The sequence below is a fragment of the Enterobacter sp. CPE_E1241 genome, from assembly GCF_045618265.1.
Taxonomy (GTDB): Bacteria; Pseudomonadota; Gammaproteobacteria; order Enterobacterales; family Enterobacteriaceae; genus Enterobacter; species Enterobacter adelaidei.
This window is the reverse complement of record NZ_JBIWYV010000001.1, coordinates 1889739-1904523: the sequence shown is the minus strand read 5'-3', so window position 1 is coordinate 1904523 and position 14785 is coordinate 1889739. Positions and strand designations below refer to the sequence as shown.

Below are 14785 nucleotides of genomic sequence, written 5' to 3'. Positions count from 1 at the left end.
TTTCAACCACTGAGAAAATCGGTATTGTGTGCCCTCGCTTGAACGTATGAGAACACAATGACAACTGCTATTCGCATCTCTGGAAAACAAAGCGCGCTGTTGATTGCAGGCATCCTGATGATTGCCACCACACTGCGCGTTACCTTCACCGGGGCAGCCCCGCTGCTCGACGCTATTCGCCTTGATTATGGCTTAAGCACGGCACAAAGCGGTCTGCTGACCACCCTGCCTCTGCTGGCTTTTGCGCTTGTCTCCCCGCTCGCCGCAGGTGTCGCCCGGCGTATCGGCATGGAGCGAAGCCTGTTTATCGCCCTGCTGCTGATTTGCGCCGGGATTGCGGTTCGCTCCCTGCCCTCGGCAACGTTGCTTTTCATGGGTACGGCGGTAATTGGCTGCGGTATTGCGCTGGGTAATGTGTTGCTGCCGGGATTAATTAAGCGTGATTTTCCAGGTCAGGTAGCCCGTCTCACCGGGGCCTATTCCCTGACGATGGGGGTCTCTGCGGCGTTAGGCTCTGCGCTGATTGTTCCTCTGGCACAAGGTGACGCTGGCTGGCATGGCGCATTGCTGATGCTGATGGTGTTTCCGCTGATCGCGTTGCTGCTCTGGCTGCCACAGTGGCGTCAGAAACACGTCGCGACGGTAACGGGCGCTGGGGCGTTGCATAATCGCGCGATCTGGCGCTCTGCTCTCGCCTGGCAGGTGACGCTGTTTTTGGGGATTAACTCGCTGATTTACTACGTTATCATCGGCTGGCTGCCGGCGATATTACTCAGCCACGGATACAGCGAAGCACAGGCCGGCTCGGTGCATGGTCTGTTACAGCTCGCCACCGCCGTACCTGGTCTTGCTGTGCCGTTGATCCTCCACCGTCTGAAGGATCAGCGGATAATCGCCGGGGTTGTGGCCCTCATGTGTGCAGTCAGCGCGGCAGGATTGTGGTTCGTACCTGAGATGGCAGTCCTGTGGACACTGGTGTTCGGCTTTGGCACCGGCGCAACGATGATCCTCGGCCTGACGTTCATCGGCCTGCGCGCCAGCTCTGCACACCAGGCGGCGGCGTTATCCGGTATGGCGCAGTCAATTGGCTATCTGCTCGCTGCCTGCGGTCCACCGTTGATGGGAAAAATTCACGATACTGCGGGAGACTGGCGCATCCCACTTCTGGGCTGTGCGTTGGCTGCGGTGGTCATGGCCATCTGCGGTATGCTCGCCGGGCGTGACCGAGAGATCACGCCCCGTTAAACATTGTGGCGGGCCGTCGGGCCTGCTTTTTTAGCCGCGCGCCGCGCGCAGCATCGCCTGTACCAGTACCACCGGGCGACCTTCCAGTGCCGCACGCTCATGCTGGAATAAGGTGATCACAAAGAAGGGGTGGGTAACCAACTCTGCGGCGCGGATCTCACCCTGATCATCCCAGCCAGTAACGCGCATATCACCGTTTTCAAGCGCCTGTGCAAACGCCGGCGATACGCCATAGTTACAATGATAGCCCTCTTCAATTTCCGGCTTACCATAGGCTTTCGCGATCAGCGTGTTATTACGCAGCTCAATGGCATCGGTTTTTTCCACCAGCGAACAGGCCAACGGCGCAATCACCATGGTGCCTTCGGTATCCGTTTCGGCATGTGCCGCATCGCTCCAGCCCAATACGTTACGGGCATACTCAATCAACGCATGCTGGAACCCACCGCAGGTACCGAGGAACGGAATGCTGTTTTCACGGGCATAGCGTGCAGCGATAAAGGCAGCTTCCGTGTTTTTATAGGGGCTTGCAGGAACCAGCCAGATGGCATCGTACCCTACCAGATCTTCAGGACTGGTCAGTTCGGTTGTGGCAAGCCAGTCGTAATCGGCGGTGAGGTCGAGGACTGCTGCGGCGTCGTCAATGGCCAGCGGAATCGCCTGATGTGCAATAACATTAGGATTGTAATCGCCAACCAGCGCAATGCGCAGCGTCGTTTTTACCGGGAGGTGTTCCATGAAAGGTTCCTTATGCCAGGGAATTATCAGATAACATAAGGAACCTCAGACTACCGATCTTCTGCAATTATCACAATACCTTAAATTAGGAGGGTGGAAATATGATTCAATGCAAACGCGTCTATGAGCAGGCAAGCCCGGACGATGGTTATCGGGTTCTGGTTGACAGGCTCTGGCCGCGAGGGGTTAAAAAAACGGACCTCGCGTATGATGAATGGTGTAAAACGCTCACGCCATCAAATGAATTACGCAAGGCCTTTCACGGAGAAGCCATTGATTTCGCAGCCTTCAGTAAGGCCTATCGTGAAGAGCTGGCGCAGCACAAAGAGGAAGGAATGCGCCTGGCGGCGCGGGCAAAAAAGCAGACCGTCACCCTGCTCTACGGCGCAAAAGATAAGACACAAAATCATGCCCTGGTATTAGCCGACTGGCTGCGCCATCTGTAATCAGTCGATCATCAGCTCATCAAGGGTTTGCGGTGTTTCATCCGGGGTAAGCGGCATCAGGTGTTCAGGGCGAACAAATGCAAAGCCGTGCTGATTGTCAAAGGCGTAAACATCTCCCGTTACCAGCCATAGCGCGCGATCCGCCGTCGCGGGCAGTTCCGTCATAACACCATTGACCGGGTTAACGAAACGCAAGCCGGGCTGGCAAAGACCAAACAATTCAACGGATTTACCAATATTGCGACGGCCAGAGGCTGTGCGGGCACCGATGATCATCGCCATGCTGCCCGGTTTAAGCTGAAACATACTTCTCTCACGGTAAAGGTGGCCAGAAACTGGCTAAGAATAATCCTAAAGAGAAGTGTATCGCAGTCAATATGTCATTGTCACCTGGTGGGTTGCGGATGATCGCGACGATAAAGCGTCCATTCATCGATCACTTCGCCACTCGGTAACTTGCACTCCGTGCGGACACCCTGTGGGCTTTGAACCGGGATCTGTTCCCCGCCTTTCTCCAGACAATAAACGGAGGCCGGGTTTGCCATACCGACAACGTGAGGCGGTTTCGGGGCATCAGGTGGTGGTGTTTTGGTGGTGCAGGCGGCCAAGGGAAGTGCCAGCGCCAGAAGCAGAAATCTCATCTTATTGATCCTTTTGACATCATCAATAGTGTAAGGGTAACGGGTCACTCGCGCTTTCTCCATGGTTTCTCCATTTTAACTGCACTTTTCAACGCTATAGTGTGGCGTGTTCTCAACATGACCAGAGAACATCATTCCGTAATCAAGATGTCTTTGCCCCGGTCTCAACAACGGGGCTTTTTTTCGCCTGCACCTCTCCCCCTGCATATATTAAATTTTCTATATTCATGTTTTACTATGCCAGAAGTCTAAAAATTCAGCATAACATGCAGATGCAGACGCCTTCTGCATGGGAGTCATTCTACGTCATGTCGGATATCATCCTTGCCCGTGTTTCAGAAACCCTCGCCACTGAACAATCCCTTGAAAGTCTCGTTCGTCAGCTGCTGGAGATGCTGGAGATTGTGACCGATATGGAGTCGACTTACCTGACGAAGGTCGATATCAAAGCACGACTGCAGAATATTCTCTATGCCCGCAACAGCAAGCAGATGGAGATCCCGGAGGGACTGAGTGTTCCATGGGATGAAACACTGTGTAAGCGCGCACTGGATAGCAACACGCTATTCAGCAATGATGTTCCTGAACGTTGGCCTGATTGCGAGGCTGCGAAAGCGCTTGGCATTACCACCTACATGAGTATTCCTGTTCATCTTGCTGATGGTTCACTTTACGGAACGCTCTGCGCCACCAGCACGGTAAAGAAGCCGCTCAGCGAGCGAGGCGAACAGGTTCTGAAATTGTTCGCCGGGTTGATTGCCCAGTACATTCAGAAAGAGTCTCTGGTGGCCCAGCTTCGGGAAGCCAATGCCGCGCTCATCGCGCACTCTTATACCGATGCCCTTACCCGCTTACCCAACCGTCGAGCCATTTTTGAGGATCTGACGACCCTGTTTTCTCTGGCGCGACACCTGAAACGTAATGCCATCATCGCGTTTATCGACCTGAATGATTTCAAACTGATTAACGATCGTTACGGGCATGAAGCTGGCGACCAGTTCCTGGTTGAAGTGGGCAAGCGTTTGACGGAAGAAAAACAGCAGGACGATATCATTGGCCGGTTGGGCGGCGATGAGTTCCTGGTGGCTTCTCTGAGCAAAACGGGCAATGAAGGTGATAGCACGCAGATAAGCCTGCTAAAAACACGCCTCAGCGCCTGCATTGCGGGTGAATACTGGTTGGGCAGTGTCCATATCATTTACCCGGGAGCCAGCATTGGCGTTATAGAAGTTGATCCTGACGTAACCGATCCGGACAGTGCGTTACACGCCGCTGATATCGCGATGTATCAGGATAAGAAAGGAAAAAGCAAAACACGCTTTCTCACTATGGATTAACCCCGTACACTCTACGGCGTTATAGAAACCGAAACAGGTGATGATATGAGAATAGGGATCCTCTTCCCGGTCGTTATTTTTATAACGGCTGTGGTTTTTCTGGCGTGGTTTTTTGTCGGTGGTTACGCGGCTCCAGGGGCATAAATGAGAAAAACAACCCTCATTATGTTGATCGTTGCCATTGCGGCTTTTGCCGGTACACAGCTCGGCTGGTGGTAAACCCGCTACGTAAAAAAGGCTGCCCTTTGGCAGCCTTTTTCAACGCGTTCAGATTTAGCTTTTGATTTTTCTGTAGACAAACAGAACAACCAGCGCACCAATCACTGCAACGACAAAACTGCCGAAGTTAAAGCCATCGACCTTGCCAAAACCGAACAGCGTACTGATCCAGCCGCCGACGACCGCGCCGACAATCCCCAGTATTACGGTAACAATAAACCCACCGCCATCTTTGCCCGGCATGATCCACTTCGCCAGAATACCCGCAATAAGCCCAAAGATAATCCAGGATAAAATTCCCATAACTTTCCTCTCTGTATGGTTTTTGTCATTAAATCAACGACACAAAAAGAATAGCACAGGATCAGAGAAAGAAAATTTGTGATAAGCATCACAGTGAGAGAGCGTCTGTTTATTCACCAACAAAAAAGAGCGTTTCACATAAATTGTGGGGTTGCATCTTTTGTTGAGAAAGATTATCTTTCTCAACACTGAGTAGTTGAGTAAAAGACTCAAGTATTCAGTACGACATTGCTCACATTGCTTCCAGTATTTCTTGCCCACTCTTGAGTGGGCTTTTTTTTCTGCTCATACCCCAACAAAAGCGTACTGGTTACGGCCGGCGCGTTTTGCCTGATAAAGCGCCTGGTCTGCAGCAATGATAATACTCTGCTGGCTACCGGCTATTTCTACAGCACGTGCAGTGGAGACCCCTACGCTTACCGTTACTCGCCCAAAAGGACTAAAAGCATGTTCAATTTGTAAAGAGAAGACATTGCGAATAATCGTCTGAGCAATACGCCGCGCCTCCTGGATATCTGCATCAGGTAAGATCAGCGCAAACTCCTCCCCGCCATACCGCGCCACAATCTGGTTATCACGGGTAAGACTTTTCCTGAGAGTGTCTCCCATTAGAACCAGGCAACGATCCCCTTCAGGATGGCCATAGTTATCATTGTATTTTTTGAAGTAATCCACATCCACGATCAGCACCGAAATCGGCGCACCGCGCGCTATGCAACCCGCAATTTCCGAGAGTATTTTTTCATCAAAACTGCGGCGGTTGAAAAGGCCCGTCAGCGCATCTTCAGAGGCAATAATCTTCAGCTCTTTGTTATCTCTGGTTTTTCGTGATAAATCCGAATACAGGAAATACGACGCCACAATGAGTATTACGGTAAAAACGAAAATAAGAACGGCAAGCTGAATAGCCTGCTTGCGCCAGGGAGAGAGTGCTTCATCGGTGCTGACGGCCACCGTGGTGACCAGTCCGTAACGTGTGTTTTTCTCATAGGCATAAATGCGTTCGATTTTATCAAACCGGGAAATAGAACTGGCGATCCCGGTATTTTGTACCTTGAGATATTTTCTGAAGAGAGGCGAATCAGAGACAATCGCGCCAATATAGTTATTTTTAAAGGGATAACGGACCAGCAAGACGCCTGACTGTGTCGTTAAGCCAATGACGCCAGAATGACCAATATTAATCTGCCCGTAGAGCGCCAGAAAGTTTTCGATGCCCAGTGTCACAACGACGACACCATTAAACGCTCCGGTATGGGTTTCAAGGCGTCGGCTAATGGTGATAACCCATTTACCATTAGTTCTGCTTACCACAGGCTCACCAATAAAAATCTGCTGACTCTTATTATTCTTGTGGTAGATAAAAAAAGCCCTGTCCGCTCCTTTCCGGAGGCCAGAAAAAGTTTCGTGCAATGCGGTAAAGAGTTCGCCCCGGACATCGTAAACAGCCACATTATTAATCTGGGTAAGGAGATTATCCTGGTTGCTTATCATCCGCTGGATATTTGTCGCCTGTTGTGGGGTCATGCCATAAATTTCGATTATGTCGGAAACCGTCGTAATCAGCATTTCGCTTTGGCGCATGATCCCCTCAGTATACACATCCAGGGTATGACTCAGGTTGGCAACGCTGGTATTAATTTGCTGGATTGACTGCTGTCTGGATGTGCTAATTTGGACAGCAAGCGAAAGCGAGATGATCAATGAGACAATGATGACGGTAATGGTTGTTGTGTAGAAAGTATTTTTTACATGCACGAGCTTTTCCACCTTATCACGCCTGACATCCCTGGCTGACAACTCTTGTCACTGTAACAAAGCTCAGGATAAGAGGAAAATGAATTGCACTTAAGCATACAACAGAAGCTGGCCTTAATTGCATTTTACAAACTCATAGTCTCCCTGGGCTTAGATAAAATGACTTTAATAAAGTCAATATAGGAGACGGGCTTACCAAAATAGTATCCCTGCAAAAGGGTAATCTCATTACGGTTGAGATACTCCAGTTGCTCCCTCGTTTCTACGCCTTCAGCCACAATGCGCAATGACAGTTTTTTAGCCAGATCAATGACGCAGTCCAGCAGAATCGTTGAATCCTTCTCCTCAGAGACCCGGTTTACAAAGCTCTTATCAATTTTAATATAATCAATAGCCAGTGCATTAAGGCACGAAAGCCCTGAATAGCCCGTCCCAAAATCATCCAGTGCAATGACAAAGCCAGCGTTATGTAGCGTGTTGAGATTTTCCACAAGATGAGGATTATCGATCAACGGTTCACGCTCCGTTACCTCGAGGACCAGTTTAACTTCTTTCCCCTGAAACCCCTTTCCGAAGACACGACAGTCACCAATGAAAGAAGGTGCATTGATATGTCTGGCGCTGATGTTAACCCCGATGTGAAACCCGTCTGGTAGCTTAGGCAGAAGCGGCTTTAGCTGGTTGACCACCTTCGCCATTAACCCTTTGGTCAGAGGAATAATCAAACCGCTCCGTTCCGCAATCGGAATGAAAACATCCGGCGGGATAAAACCCGATTTTGGATGCTTCCATCTTGCTAATACCTCAACACCGTACAGCCCACCGGTATCACCATTGACGATCGGCTGATAATAAGGAACGATCTCTCCGTGCAAAATGGCTTTCCGCAGATCGTCTTCAAATGAGGAGCTTTTCCCCTTGTAACGACGGATCAAAAATCCAACCGTAACGGACAATGCGAGAATGAGCAGTATCAGGCTCCATCCTTGTTGCAGTAATCGCGTCAGACTGAAAAAAGCGGGTGGCTGCCAGACCACGCTAAACGGGAAATGCGCCGATGCCGTTAACGCCCCTGCCCATGAGGCGGCTTTCCAGTCCCTCACATCACCGGTGCGCGCAAGCATTCTTTCACCTACAACCAACGCCATGTCAGCGCTATTTGTTGCGCTTGCAATCACATCCCGCAAATGTGCGTCACTTACGCTGACAATCACGCGCCCATCCGCGATCGACATCTGGAAAATGAGAACCGGAATACCATTCACCAGTCGATTACCCGGTAACAGCATCAATGTTTCGTTGGGTAACGTTTGAGGACGAACAATTAATACGCCATTTCCCGGCAGTGAGGTACAAATGATTTGGCCTTGCTGCTGGATCATCACGGCACGCAGATGCGGTTTCAGTGCGGCTTCTGTCCCCAGCTCCAGCTGTCCGTCACGGGTACATCCCTGTGCAGCAACATGCTTAGCGGTATTGGCGGCACTGACAGCTTCAGCAAGAATATTATCTATTTTTTGAGTGCTTGCGGCGGCGGTCTGGGTGTAACTGAGTGTAGCCATATGCCATAACTGCCAGTTAATAATTAACATGCCACTCAGAAAGAGAAATAAAGCGCAGAGGATGGGCATCATAAGGTTGCGCATGATTTTTCCTTACCAGAAAAACAAGTAGGGTTCCTGAAAAAGGCGCTATGTTTAACTCAGCGTTGCATATAGAATTAAAAATAGCTTAGTCAAAAGCTATCTTAAAAAACTGATGCTTTTGCATGAGTTATCGTTCTGAATGTGATCAACGGGCGTGACTATCAGGCTTGTGCCTGGTCCTGTCTGTGTTAGGATTTGTAAAATGAGGGAGCAAACAGGATAACGGGAAAATGAAAAAGATCATTGCTGTTGCTATCATTTCAACGCTTCTGGTCGTCCTGTCTCTTTATGCGGTCAATGCGGTTATCGTTAGCCAGCAGAAGAGCAAACAGCTCGAGATTTCCCATACGCTTTTACAATATTCAGAAGACCTGTCCCAAAACGTGGCGCTGGCTCTCAAAAGCATCACTACACAGGGATGTGATAAAACCAGTCTTGATAGTTACAGGCAAATAAAACTCGACAGTCTCTATTTTGGTGACGTCGGATTCATAGAGAAAGGAAAAATAGTCTGTACTGCTTTTTGGGGTAAACTCGCTACTCCTGTTGCACTTCCTGCAGAACTGCATAAAACCCCAAGGGGCTTTCTCCTGGCCCAGTTTGACAAAAAAGAGTTCTTTACCGGTAATGCGGCAATTTATCATAACATTATTATCTTCACCTCCCGCTACGCTTACGATAAATTCTCTCCGGTTACAGAGAGTTACTCTCTGAGCGCAACCACCAAAGACTTTGGCAGAACATTTTTTTCGACCCCCCCTGCGTTTAAGCAACAGGACTTGCTGCATTCGGCATTGTTTACCATCATCCTCACGCAGTGCAGCACTTTCTGGGATTTATGCGTCATTGTGAAACATCACAACGCAGGGCTTGCTTCGCTATCTCCCGTTGTGTTTACGTTTCTTGTGGTCATTTTGTATTTTATCTGGGTAGCGATAACGTTCTTTTTCTTCCGCATTTATGAAGACCGTTTTTCTCTCGAACGAACGCTGGTCAAGGCTGTCATCACCAATACCATCAGTGTTAAATATCAGCCAATCATTCGAATTCAGGATAAAAAAATAGTGGGCATTGAGGTTCTGTCGAGATGGCACGATCAAAAACACGGTGATGTCTCCCCGGAGCTTTTTATTCCATTAATCAAGAAGATCGGCCTGTATAAAAAATATTACATTAATATTATCGAAAAATCCCTTTTAGAAATTGCACCACTTGCAACAAAACATCAACTGGTCGTCTCACTCAACGTTGGCCGAACGGAAATTGAAGACGGGCAATTCATTGCTATCTTACGTCGCGCGTGTTTAATTCATCGCATTCCACTCTCCTTGATAAAAATCGAACTCTCTGAAAAGGCCGTTTCCACTGTAGATATTCTTGAAGAATTCTGTCGGGAATTAAAATCCCTTGGCATAAAAGTATCAATAGATGATTTTGGTGTGCAAAATTCAAATCTGGCCAGACTGTCACTTCTGGAATATGATGAAATCAAAATCGACAAATCGCTGGTCGATGGCATCAGTGAACATTATAAACAGAACATCTTTGTTATTTTTAGTGATGCCCTCGCCCGACTGAATAAATCCCTTGTTTTTGAAGGGGTAGAGAATGAAATACAATATCGTTTTATTGCCGACAGATATCCCGATGCCCTGGTTCAGGGATGGTATTTCTCAAAATCACTGACCCGCAGTGAGCTGGCGCAGAAACTTGTCGGAGTCGCGCGGTAGCCACTGATGTCTGGCGTGCCCATGTTTTTTCGGATCAGGCATTTTCATTCCTCGCCCAAAAACATATAGTTGTAACAATCAGACGGTAGATTACCCTGAAGCACACTCTTATTTTGGTTAAAAACGTGAAATTATCCTTACTATTACCAGTGGTACTTTTCTGTCTGACCGTTATTTTCGCGTTGTTTATCGACGCACCCGCTTCACATATTCTGCGTAAAAAATGCATGTGGTCTGATAGCGTGATGCTGAGCTGCATAGCAAAGCATCAGCATAATGGCTTTTGAGGAAGACTATTCATTCCCCCACTGATTGAGGAAATTCGCAATATCATCAATGCGAGAAGCACGGATCCCGGCCTCAGTGGCCATCTCCTGCTGGGCTTCCTCGCTGATCTCCTCGTTATTTGATAAACGGGTGAGCAGCAGCTGGAAATAATGTGCCAGCGCATCGAGCTCTGATTCAGCGACCTGCTCTGCGGCTTCCGTCGCGTACTCATCGGCAATATCATAATATTTCAGTGGGATATCGTTATTCATAACTATCTCGTTGCTAACCTGTAAGGGTAAAGCCATCAGTATATCGGACGCCTTACCTCAACCAAAGCATTGCTTCAGATGAGTAACGCAAGCAGCGCAGCGAAAGCGGGCACGGCCTGTACATACAAAATTTTTCGGCTGGCGGTGACTGCGCCAAAGAGCCCGGCGATCAGCACGCAGCTCAGGAAGAAGATGGCCACATGAACACCCTTTTCACCGAGCCAGAGGCTCCAGAGCAGACCAGCCGCCAGAAAACCGTTATACACCCCCTGATTTGCGGCCAGCACGCGGGTGTCGCGCGCAAAATCGGGACGCAGATTAAAAGCCTTGTGCCCTGTTTCGGTGTTCCACAGAAACATTTCCAGCACAAGAATGTAGAGATGGATGAATGCAACGACAGCGATAAGGACAGTGGCTAACATCGTATTGTCTCCTGCAGGCAGAGGTAAAAAAAACGGGAACCCTCAGGCCCCCGCTCTCGTTTAACCCAGAATCTGGATTACATGTTCGCGATAATCGCGTCACCAAACTCTGAACATTTTAGCAGCTTAGCGCCATCCATCAGACGTTCGAAGTCATAGGTCACGGTCTTGGCAGCGATAGCGCCTTCCATGCCTTTAACGATCAGGTCTGCGGCTTCGAACCATTCCATATGGCGCAGCATCATTTCTGCGGACAGGATGATAGAACCTGGGTTCACTTTGTCCTGGCCTGCATATTTTGGTGCAGTACCGTGGGTCGCTTCGAACAGGGCGCACTCGTCACCGATGTTCGCGCCCGGGGCAATACCGATACCGCCAACCTGTGCCGCCAGGGCATCAGAAATGTAGTCACCGTTCAGGTTCATACAGGCGATCACGTCGTATTCAGCAGGACGCAGCAGGATTTGCTGCAGGAACGCATCGGCGATCACATCTTTAATGATGATCTCTTTGCCAGTGTTCGGGTTCTTGATTTTCTGCCACGGGCCGCCGTCGATCAGCTCACCACCGAACTCTTCTTTCGCCAACTGGTAACCCCAGTCTTTGAACGCGCCTTCGGTGAACTTCATGATGTTGCCTTTGTGAACCAGGGTCACAGAGTCACGGTCGTTGGTGATGGCGTACTCGATGGCCGCACGTACCAGACGCTTGGTGCCTTCTTCGGAGCACGGCTTGATACCGATACCGCAATGTTCAGGGAAGCGAATTTTCTTCACGCCCATCTCATCGCGCAGGAATTTAATCACTTTTTCTGCGTCTGCAGAGTCAGCTTTCCATTCGATACCTGCGTAGATGTCTTCTGCGTTCTCGCGGAAGATAACCATGTCGGTCAGTTCAGGGTGCTTAACCGGGCTTGGTGTGCCCTGGTAGTAACGAACCGGACGCAGACACACGTACAGGTCCAGCTCCTGACGCAGTGCAACGTTCAGAGAACGGATACCGCCACCGACAGGTGTGGTCAGTGGGCCTTTAATAGCAACGCGGTAGTCGCGGATCAGGTCCAGCGTCTCCGCTGGCAGCCAGACGTCCTGGCCATAAACTTGAGTAGATTTTTCACCGGTGTAAATTTCCATCCAGGAAATTTTACGCTCGCCTTTGTAGGCTTTCTCAACAGCGGCATCAACCACTTTCAGCATTGCCGGGGTAACGTCTACACCGATACCGTCACCTTCGATGAACGGGATAATCGGATTGTGAGGAACGTTAATCTTGCCGTTTTGCAGGGTGATCTTTTTACCTTCCGCCGGAACAACTACTTTGCTTTCCATTAACCTCTCCTTCGAGCGCTTCTGGTTGTTACTGATCTTATGTTAATAAATTGTAATGAGCCCTTCGATAGTACCTGATTGTCCGACGCCATGAAAGGTCTTCGTTATTAGGCTATAATGCGGCAATTGATAGAGCCTGAAAATACCATGAAGAAAACTTCTTTTACAAAACACCGGGTTGAGCGATTCAGCTCGCGACAAGCCGCCAGAAGACCGCAAGAAAGCCAGCCGAAGCGGGTTATTTTGTTCAATAAACCCTACGATGTTTTGCCGCAATTCACTGATGAAGCCGGGCGCAGCACGCTTAAGGATTACATTCCAGTCCAGGGCGTTTATGCTGCCGGGCGTCTGGATCGTGACAGCGAAGGCCTGCTGGTCTTAACTAACGACGGCGCCCTACAGGCGAAGCTCACGCAGCCGGGGAAGCGCACGGGTAAAATTTACTTCGTACAGGTAGAAGGTGAACCGGATGAAGAGACGCTGGCTACATTACGCAGCGGCGTCACGCTGAATGACGGTCCCACTCTGCCGGCAGGTATTGAACGCGTGAATGAACCGGAGTGGCTGTGGCCGCGTAACCCGCCCATTCGCGAACGCAAATCCATTCCGACAAGCTGGCTCAAAATTACCCTTTATGAAGGCCGAAACCGTCAGGTTCGGCGCATGACCGCACACGTTGGCTTCCCTACCCTGCGCCTGATTCGCTACGCCATGGGCAACTACACGCTGGAGAGCCTGGCTAACGGTGAATGGCGGGACGCTACCTCCTAAGGAGTCACTATGTTCAAACCTCATGTCACTGTCGCCTGTGTCGTTCACGCGCAAGGTAAATTCCTGGTCGTCGAGGAGACGATTGGCGGCAAAGCCTTATGGAACCAGCCCGCAGGACACCTCGAAGAAAACGAAACGCTGGTGCAGGCCGCAAAACGCGAGCTGTGGGAAGAGACGGGGATCCATGCCGAACCTCAGCACTTCATCCGCCTGCACCAGTGGATAGCGCCTGACCACACGCCGTTCCTGCGCTTTTTATTCGCCGTTGAGCTTAACGAAATGTGCGCCACAGAGCCGCAGGATGATGATATCGACCGCTGCCTGTGGGTCACTGCTGACGAGATCCTGAACGCGCCAAACCTGCGCTCGCCGCTGGTTGCGGAAAGCATTCGCTGCTGGCAGTCTTCTGGCCGCTTACCGCTGGATGTTATCGGAGAATTTAACTGGCCGTTTACAGAGGGTGTCAATGGTGGGGGGGCGTGATAGAATACGCCGCCTTGAAGTTCAATGTCGTGAGTATTCCATGTCAGATAACAGCCAGAAAAAAGTAATCGTCGGCATGTCCGGCGGTGTCGATTCCTCCGTTTCCGCCTACCTGTTACAACAACAGGGATATAAGGTGGAGGGCCTGTTCATGAAGAACTGGGAGGAAGATGATGGCGAGGAATACTGCACTGCCGCTGCGGATCTCGCCGATGCGCAGGCCGTATGCGACAAGCTCGGCATTGAACTGCACACCGTTAACTTTGCCGCAGAATACTGGGACAACGTTTTTGAACTGTTCCTGGAAGAGTACAAAGCAGGCCGTACGCCAAACCCGGATATTCTGTGCAACAAAGAGATCAAATTTAAAGCCTTCCTGGAATTCGCGGCGGAAGATCTGGGCGCAGACTTCATTGCGACCGGTCACTACGTGCGTCGTGCCGATGTGAATGGCAAAAGCCAGCTGCTGCGCGGCCTGGACGGTAACAAAGATCAAAGTTACTTCCTCTATACGCTGAGCCACGAGCAAATCGCTCAGAGCCTGTTCCCGGTCGGCGAGCTGGAAAAGCCGCAGGTGCGTAAAATCGCCGAAGAGCTGGACCTGATCACCGCGAAGAAAAAAGACTCTACCGGTATCTGCTTCATCGGCGAGCGCAAATTCCGCGATTTCCTGGGGCGTTACCTGCCTGCGCAGCCAGGTAAAATTGTTACCGTCGACGGGGAAGAGATTGGCCAGCATCAGGGGCTGATGTACCACACCTTAGGCCAACGTAAAGGCCTGGGTATCGGCGGGACGAAAGAAGGTAGCGAAGATCCGTGGTACGTGGTCGACAAAGATGTCGAAAACAATATTCTGGTTGTCGCTCAGGGTCACGACCACCCGCGTCTGATGTCCGTTGGCCTGATCGCGCAACAGCTGCACTGGGTCGATCGCGAACCGCTGAAAGGCACGCTGCGCTGCACGGTGAAAACGCGCTACCGTCAGACCGATATTCCTTGCACCGTTACCGCGCTTGATGACGATCGCATTGCCGTGCGTTTCGACGAGCCTGTTGCTGCTGTCACCCCGGGTCAGTCTGCTGTTTTCTATAGCGGCGAAATCTGCCTGGGTGGCGGGATCATTGAACAGCGCCTGCCGCTGACCGCTGTTTAACACGATTGCACACATAAAGGAGACCG

17 protein-coding genes are annotated in these 14785 nt (G+C 50.3%); 8 read left to right on the top strand and 9 right to left on the bottom strand.

Annotated elements, in window-relative coordinates:
• Positions 1 to 57 precede the first annotated feature (57 nt).
• Entirely contained in the window at positions 58 to 1245 is a 1188-nt protein-coding gene (locus tag ACJ9Y9_RS09220) for a CynX/NimT family MFS transporter (protein WP_028018997.1), read from the top strand.
• Between the two features lie 30 nt (positions 1246 to 1275).
• Here the strand turns inward: ACJ9Y9_RS09220 and ACJ9Y9_RS09215 are convergent, their stop codons facing one another.
• Entirely contained in the window at positions 1276 to 1983 is a 708-nt protein-coding gene (locus tag ACJ9Y9_RS09215) for a CTP synthase (protein ID WP_028018998.1), read from the bottom strand.
• Between the two features lie 101 nt (positions 1984 to 2084).
• Between ACJ9Y9_RS09215 and ACJ9Y9_RS09210 the strand changes: the two genes are divergently transcribed.
• Complete coding sequence (locus ACJ9Y9_RS09210) at positions 2085 to 2429, top strand: DUF488 domain-containing protein (protein ID WP_028018999.1); 345 nt, start codon at positions 2085 to 2087, stop codon at positions 2427 to 2429.
• On the opposite strand, the gene ACJ9Y9_RS09205 is transcribed toward ACJ9Y9_RS09210, so the two are convergent.
• Together ACJ9Y9_RS09205 and ACJ9Y9_RS09200 are read right to left on the bottom strand one after the other, a co-directional pair.
• Positions 2430 to 2735, bottom strand: a complete 306-nt coding sequence (locus ACJ9Y9_RS09205) for a hypothetical protein (RefSeq protein WP_028019000.1) — start codon at positions 2733 to 2735, stop codon at positions 2430 to 2432. It lies immediately after the preceding gene.
• A gap of 80 nt (positions 2736 to 2815) precedes the next feature.
• A complete protein-coding gene (locus ACJ9Y9_RS09200) occupies positions 2816 to 3070 on the bottom strand; it encodes a DUF333 domain-containing protein (RefSeq protein WP_028019001.1) in 255 nt (84 codons plus the stop codon).
• Positions 3071 to 3378: 308 nt separating this feature from the next.
• On the opposite strand from ACJ9Y9_RS09200, the gene ACJ9Y9_RS09195 reads away from it, so the two are divergent.
• Both ACJ9Y9_RS09195 and ACJ9Y9_RS09190 read left to right on the top strand, forming a co-directional pair.
• Positions 3379 to 4407, top strand: coding sequence for a sensor domain-containing diguanylate cyclase (locus tag ACJ9Y9_RS09195; protein ID WP_028019002.1), 1029 nt, complete (start codon positions 3379 to 3381; stop codon positions 4405 to 4407).
• Positions 4408 to 4452: 45 nt separating this feature from the next.
• The gene (locus ACJ9Y9_RS09190; protein WP_014883431.1) at positions 4453 to 4551 is read left to right on the top strand and encodes a YoaK family small membrane protein; all 99 of its coding nucleotides are present in this window, start codon (positions 4453 to 4455) and stop codon (positions 4549 to 4551) included.
• A gap of 129 nt (positions 4552 to 4680) precedes the next feature.
• On the opposite strand, the gene ACJ9Y9_RS09185 is transcribed toward ACJ9Y9_RS09190, so the two are convergent.
• From ACJ9Y9_RS09185 to ACJ9Y9_RS09175, 3 genes are all read right to left on the bottom strand, one after another.
• Positions 4681 to 4929: a GlsB/YeaQ/YmgE family stress response membrane protein gene (locus tag ACJ9Y9_RS09185; RefSeq protein ID WP_028019003.1), complete on the bottom strand. Its 249-nt coding sequence runs from the start codon at positions 4927 to 4929 to the stop codon at positions 4681 to 4683.
• 285 nt (positions 4930 to 5214) lie between these two features.
• Entirely contained in the window at positions 5215 to 6699 is a 1485-nt protein-coding gene (locus ACJ9Y9_RS09180; protein WP_407226086.1) for a diguanylate cyclase, read from the bottom strand.
• A 113-nt stretch (positions 6700 to 6812) separates the two neighbouring features.
• Complete coding sequence (locus ACJ9Y9_RS09175) at positions 6813 to 8333, bottom strand: cyclic diguanylate phosphodiesterase (RefSeq protein WP_028019005.1); 1521 nt, start codon at positions 8331 to 8333, stop codon at positions 6813 to 6815.
• 230 nt (positions 8334 to 8563) lie between these two features.
• Here ACJ9Y9_RS09175 and ACJ9Y9_RS09170 point away from each other — a divergent pair, with 230 nt between their 5' ends.
• Positions 8564 to 10063: a cyclic diguanylate phosphodiesterase gene (locus ACJ9Y9_RS09170; protein WP_028019006.1), complete on the top strand. Its 1500-nt coding sequence runs from the start codon at positions 8564 to 8566 to the stop codon at positions 10061 to 10063.
• 293 nt (positions 10064 to 10356) lie between these two features.
• Here the strand turns inward: ACJ9Y9_RS09170 and ACJ9Y9_RS09165 are convergent, their stop codons facing one another.
• The 3 genes from ACJ9Y9_RS09165 to icd all read right to left on the bottom strand — a co-directional run bounded on the left by ACJ9Y9_RS09165 (position 10357) and on the right by icd (position 12352).
• Complete coding sequence (locus ACJ9Y9_RS09165) at positions 10357 to 10602, bottom strand: DUF2543 family protein (protein ID WP_028019007.1); 246 nt, start codon at positions 10600 to 10602, stop codon at positions 10357 to 10359.
• Positions 10603 to 10676: 74 nt separating this feature from the next.
• Positions 10677 to 11024, bottom strand: coding sequence for a DUF1304 domain-containing protein (locus ACJ9Y9_RS09160; protein WP_028019008.1), 348 nt, complete (start codon positions 11022 to 11024; stop codon positions 10677 to 10679).
• 77 nt (positions 11025 to 11101) lie between these two features.
• Complete coding sequence (gene icd / locus ACJ9Y9_RS09155; RefSeq protein WP_028019009.1) at positions 11102 to 12352, bottom strand: NADP-dependent isocitrate dehydrogenase; 1251 nt, start codon at positions 12350 to 12352, stop codon at positions 11102 to 11104.
• Between the two features lie 117 nt (positions 12353 to 12469).
• On the opposite strand from icd, the gene rluE reads away from it, so the two are divergent.
• From rluE to mnmA, 3 genes are read left to right on the top strand one after another with little or no spacing between them, the layout of a single operon-like run.
• Positions 12470 to 13123, top strand: a complete 654-nt coding sequence (gene rluE, locus ACJ9Y9_RS09150) for a 23S rRNA pseudouridine(2457) synthase RluE (protein ID WP_028019010.1) — start codon at positions 12470 to 12472, stop codon at positions 13121 to 13123.
• A gap of 9 nt (positions 13124 to 13132) precedes the next feature.
• On the top strand, positions 13133 to 13606 hold the full coding sequence (locus ACJ9Y9_RS09145) for an NUDIX hydrolase (protein ID WP_028019011.1): 474 nt from the start codon (positions 13133 to 13135) through the stop codon (positions 13604 to 13606).
• 40 nt (positions 13607 to 13646) lie between these two features.
• Positions 13647 to 14759, top strand: a complete 1113-nt coding sequence (gene mnmA / locus ACJ9Y9_RS09140; protein WP_028019012.1) for a tRNA 2-thiouridine(34) synthase MnmA — start codon at positions 13647 to 13649, stop codon at positions 14757 to 14759.
• The last annotated feature ends 26 nt before the right edge of the window (positions 14760 to 14785 follow it).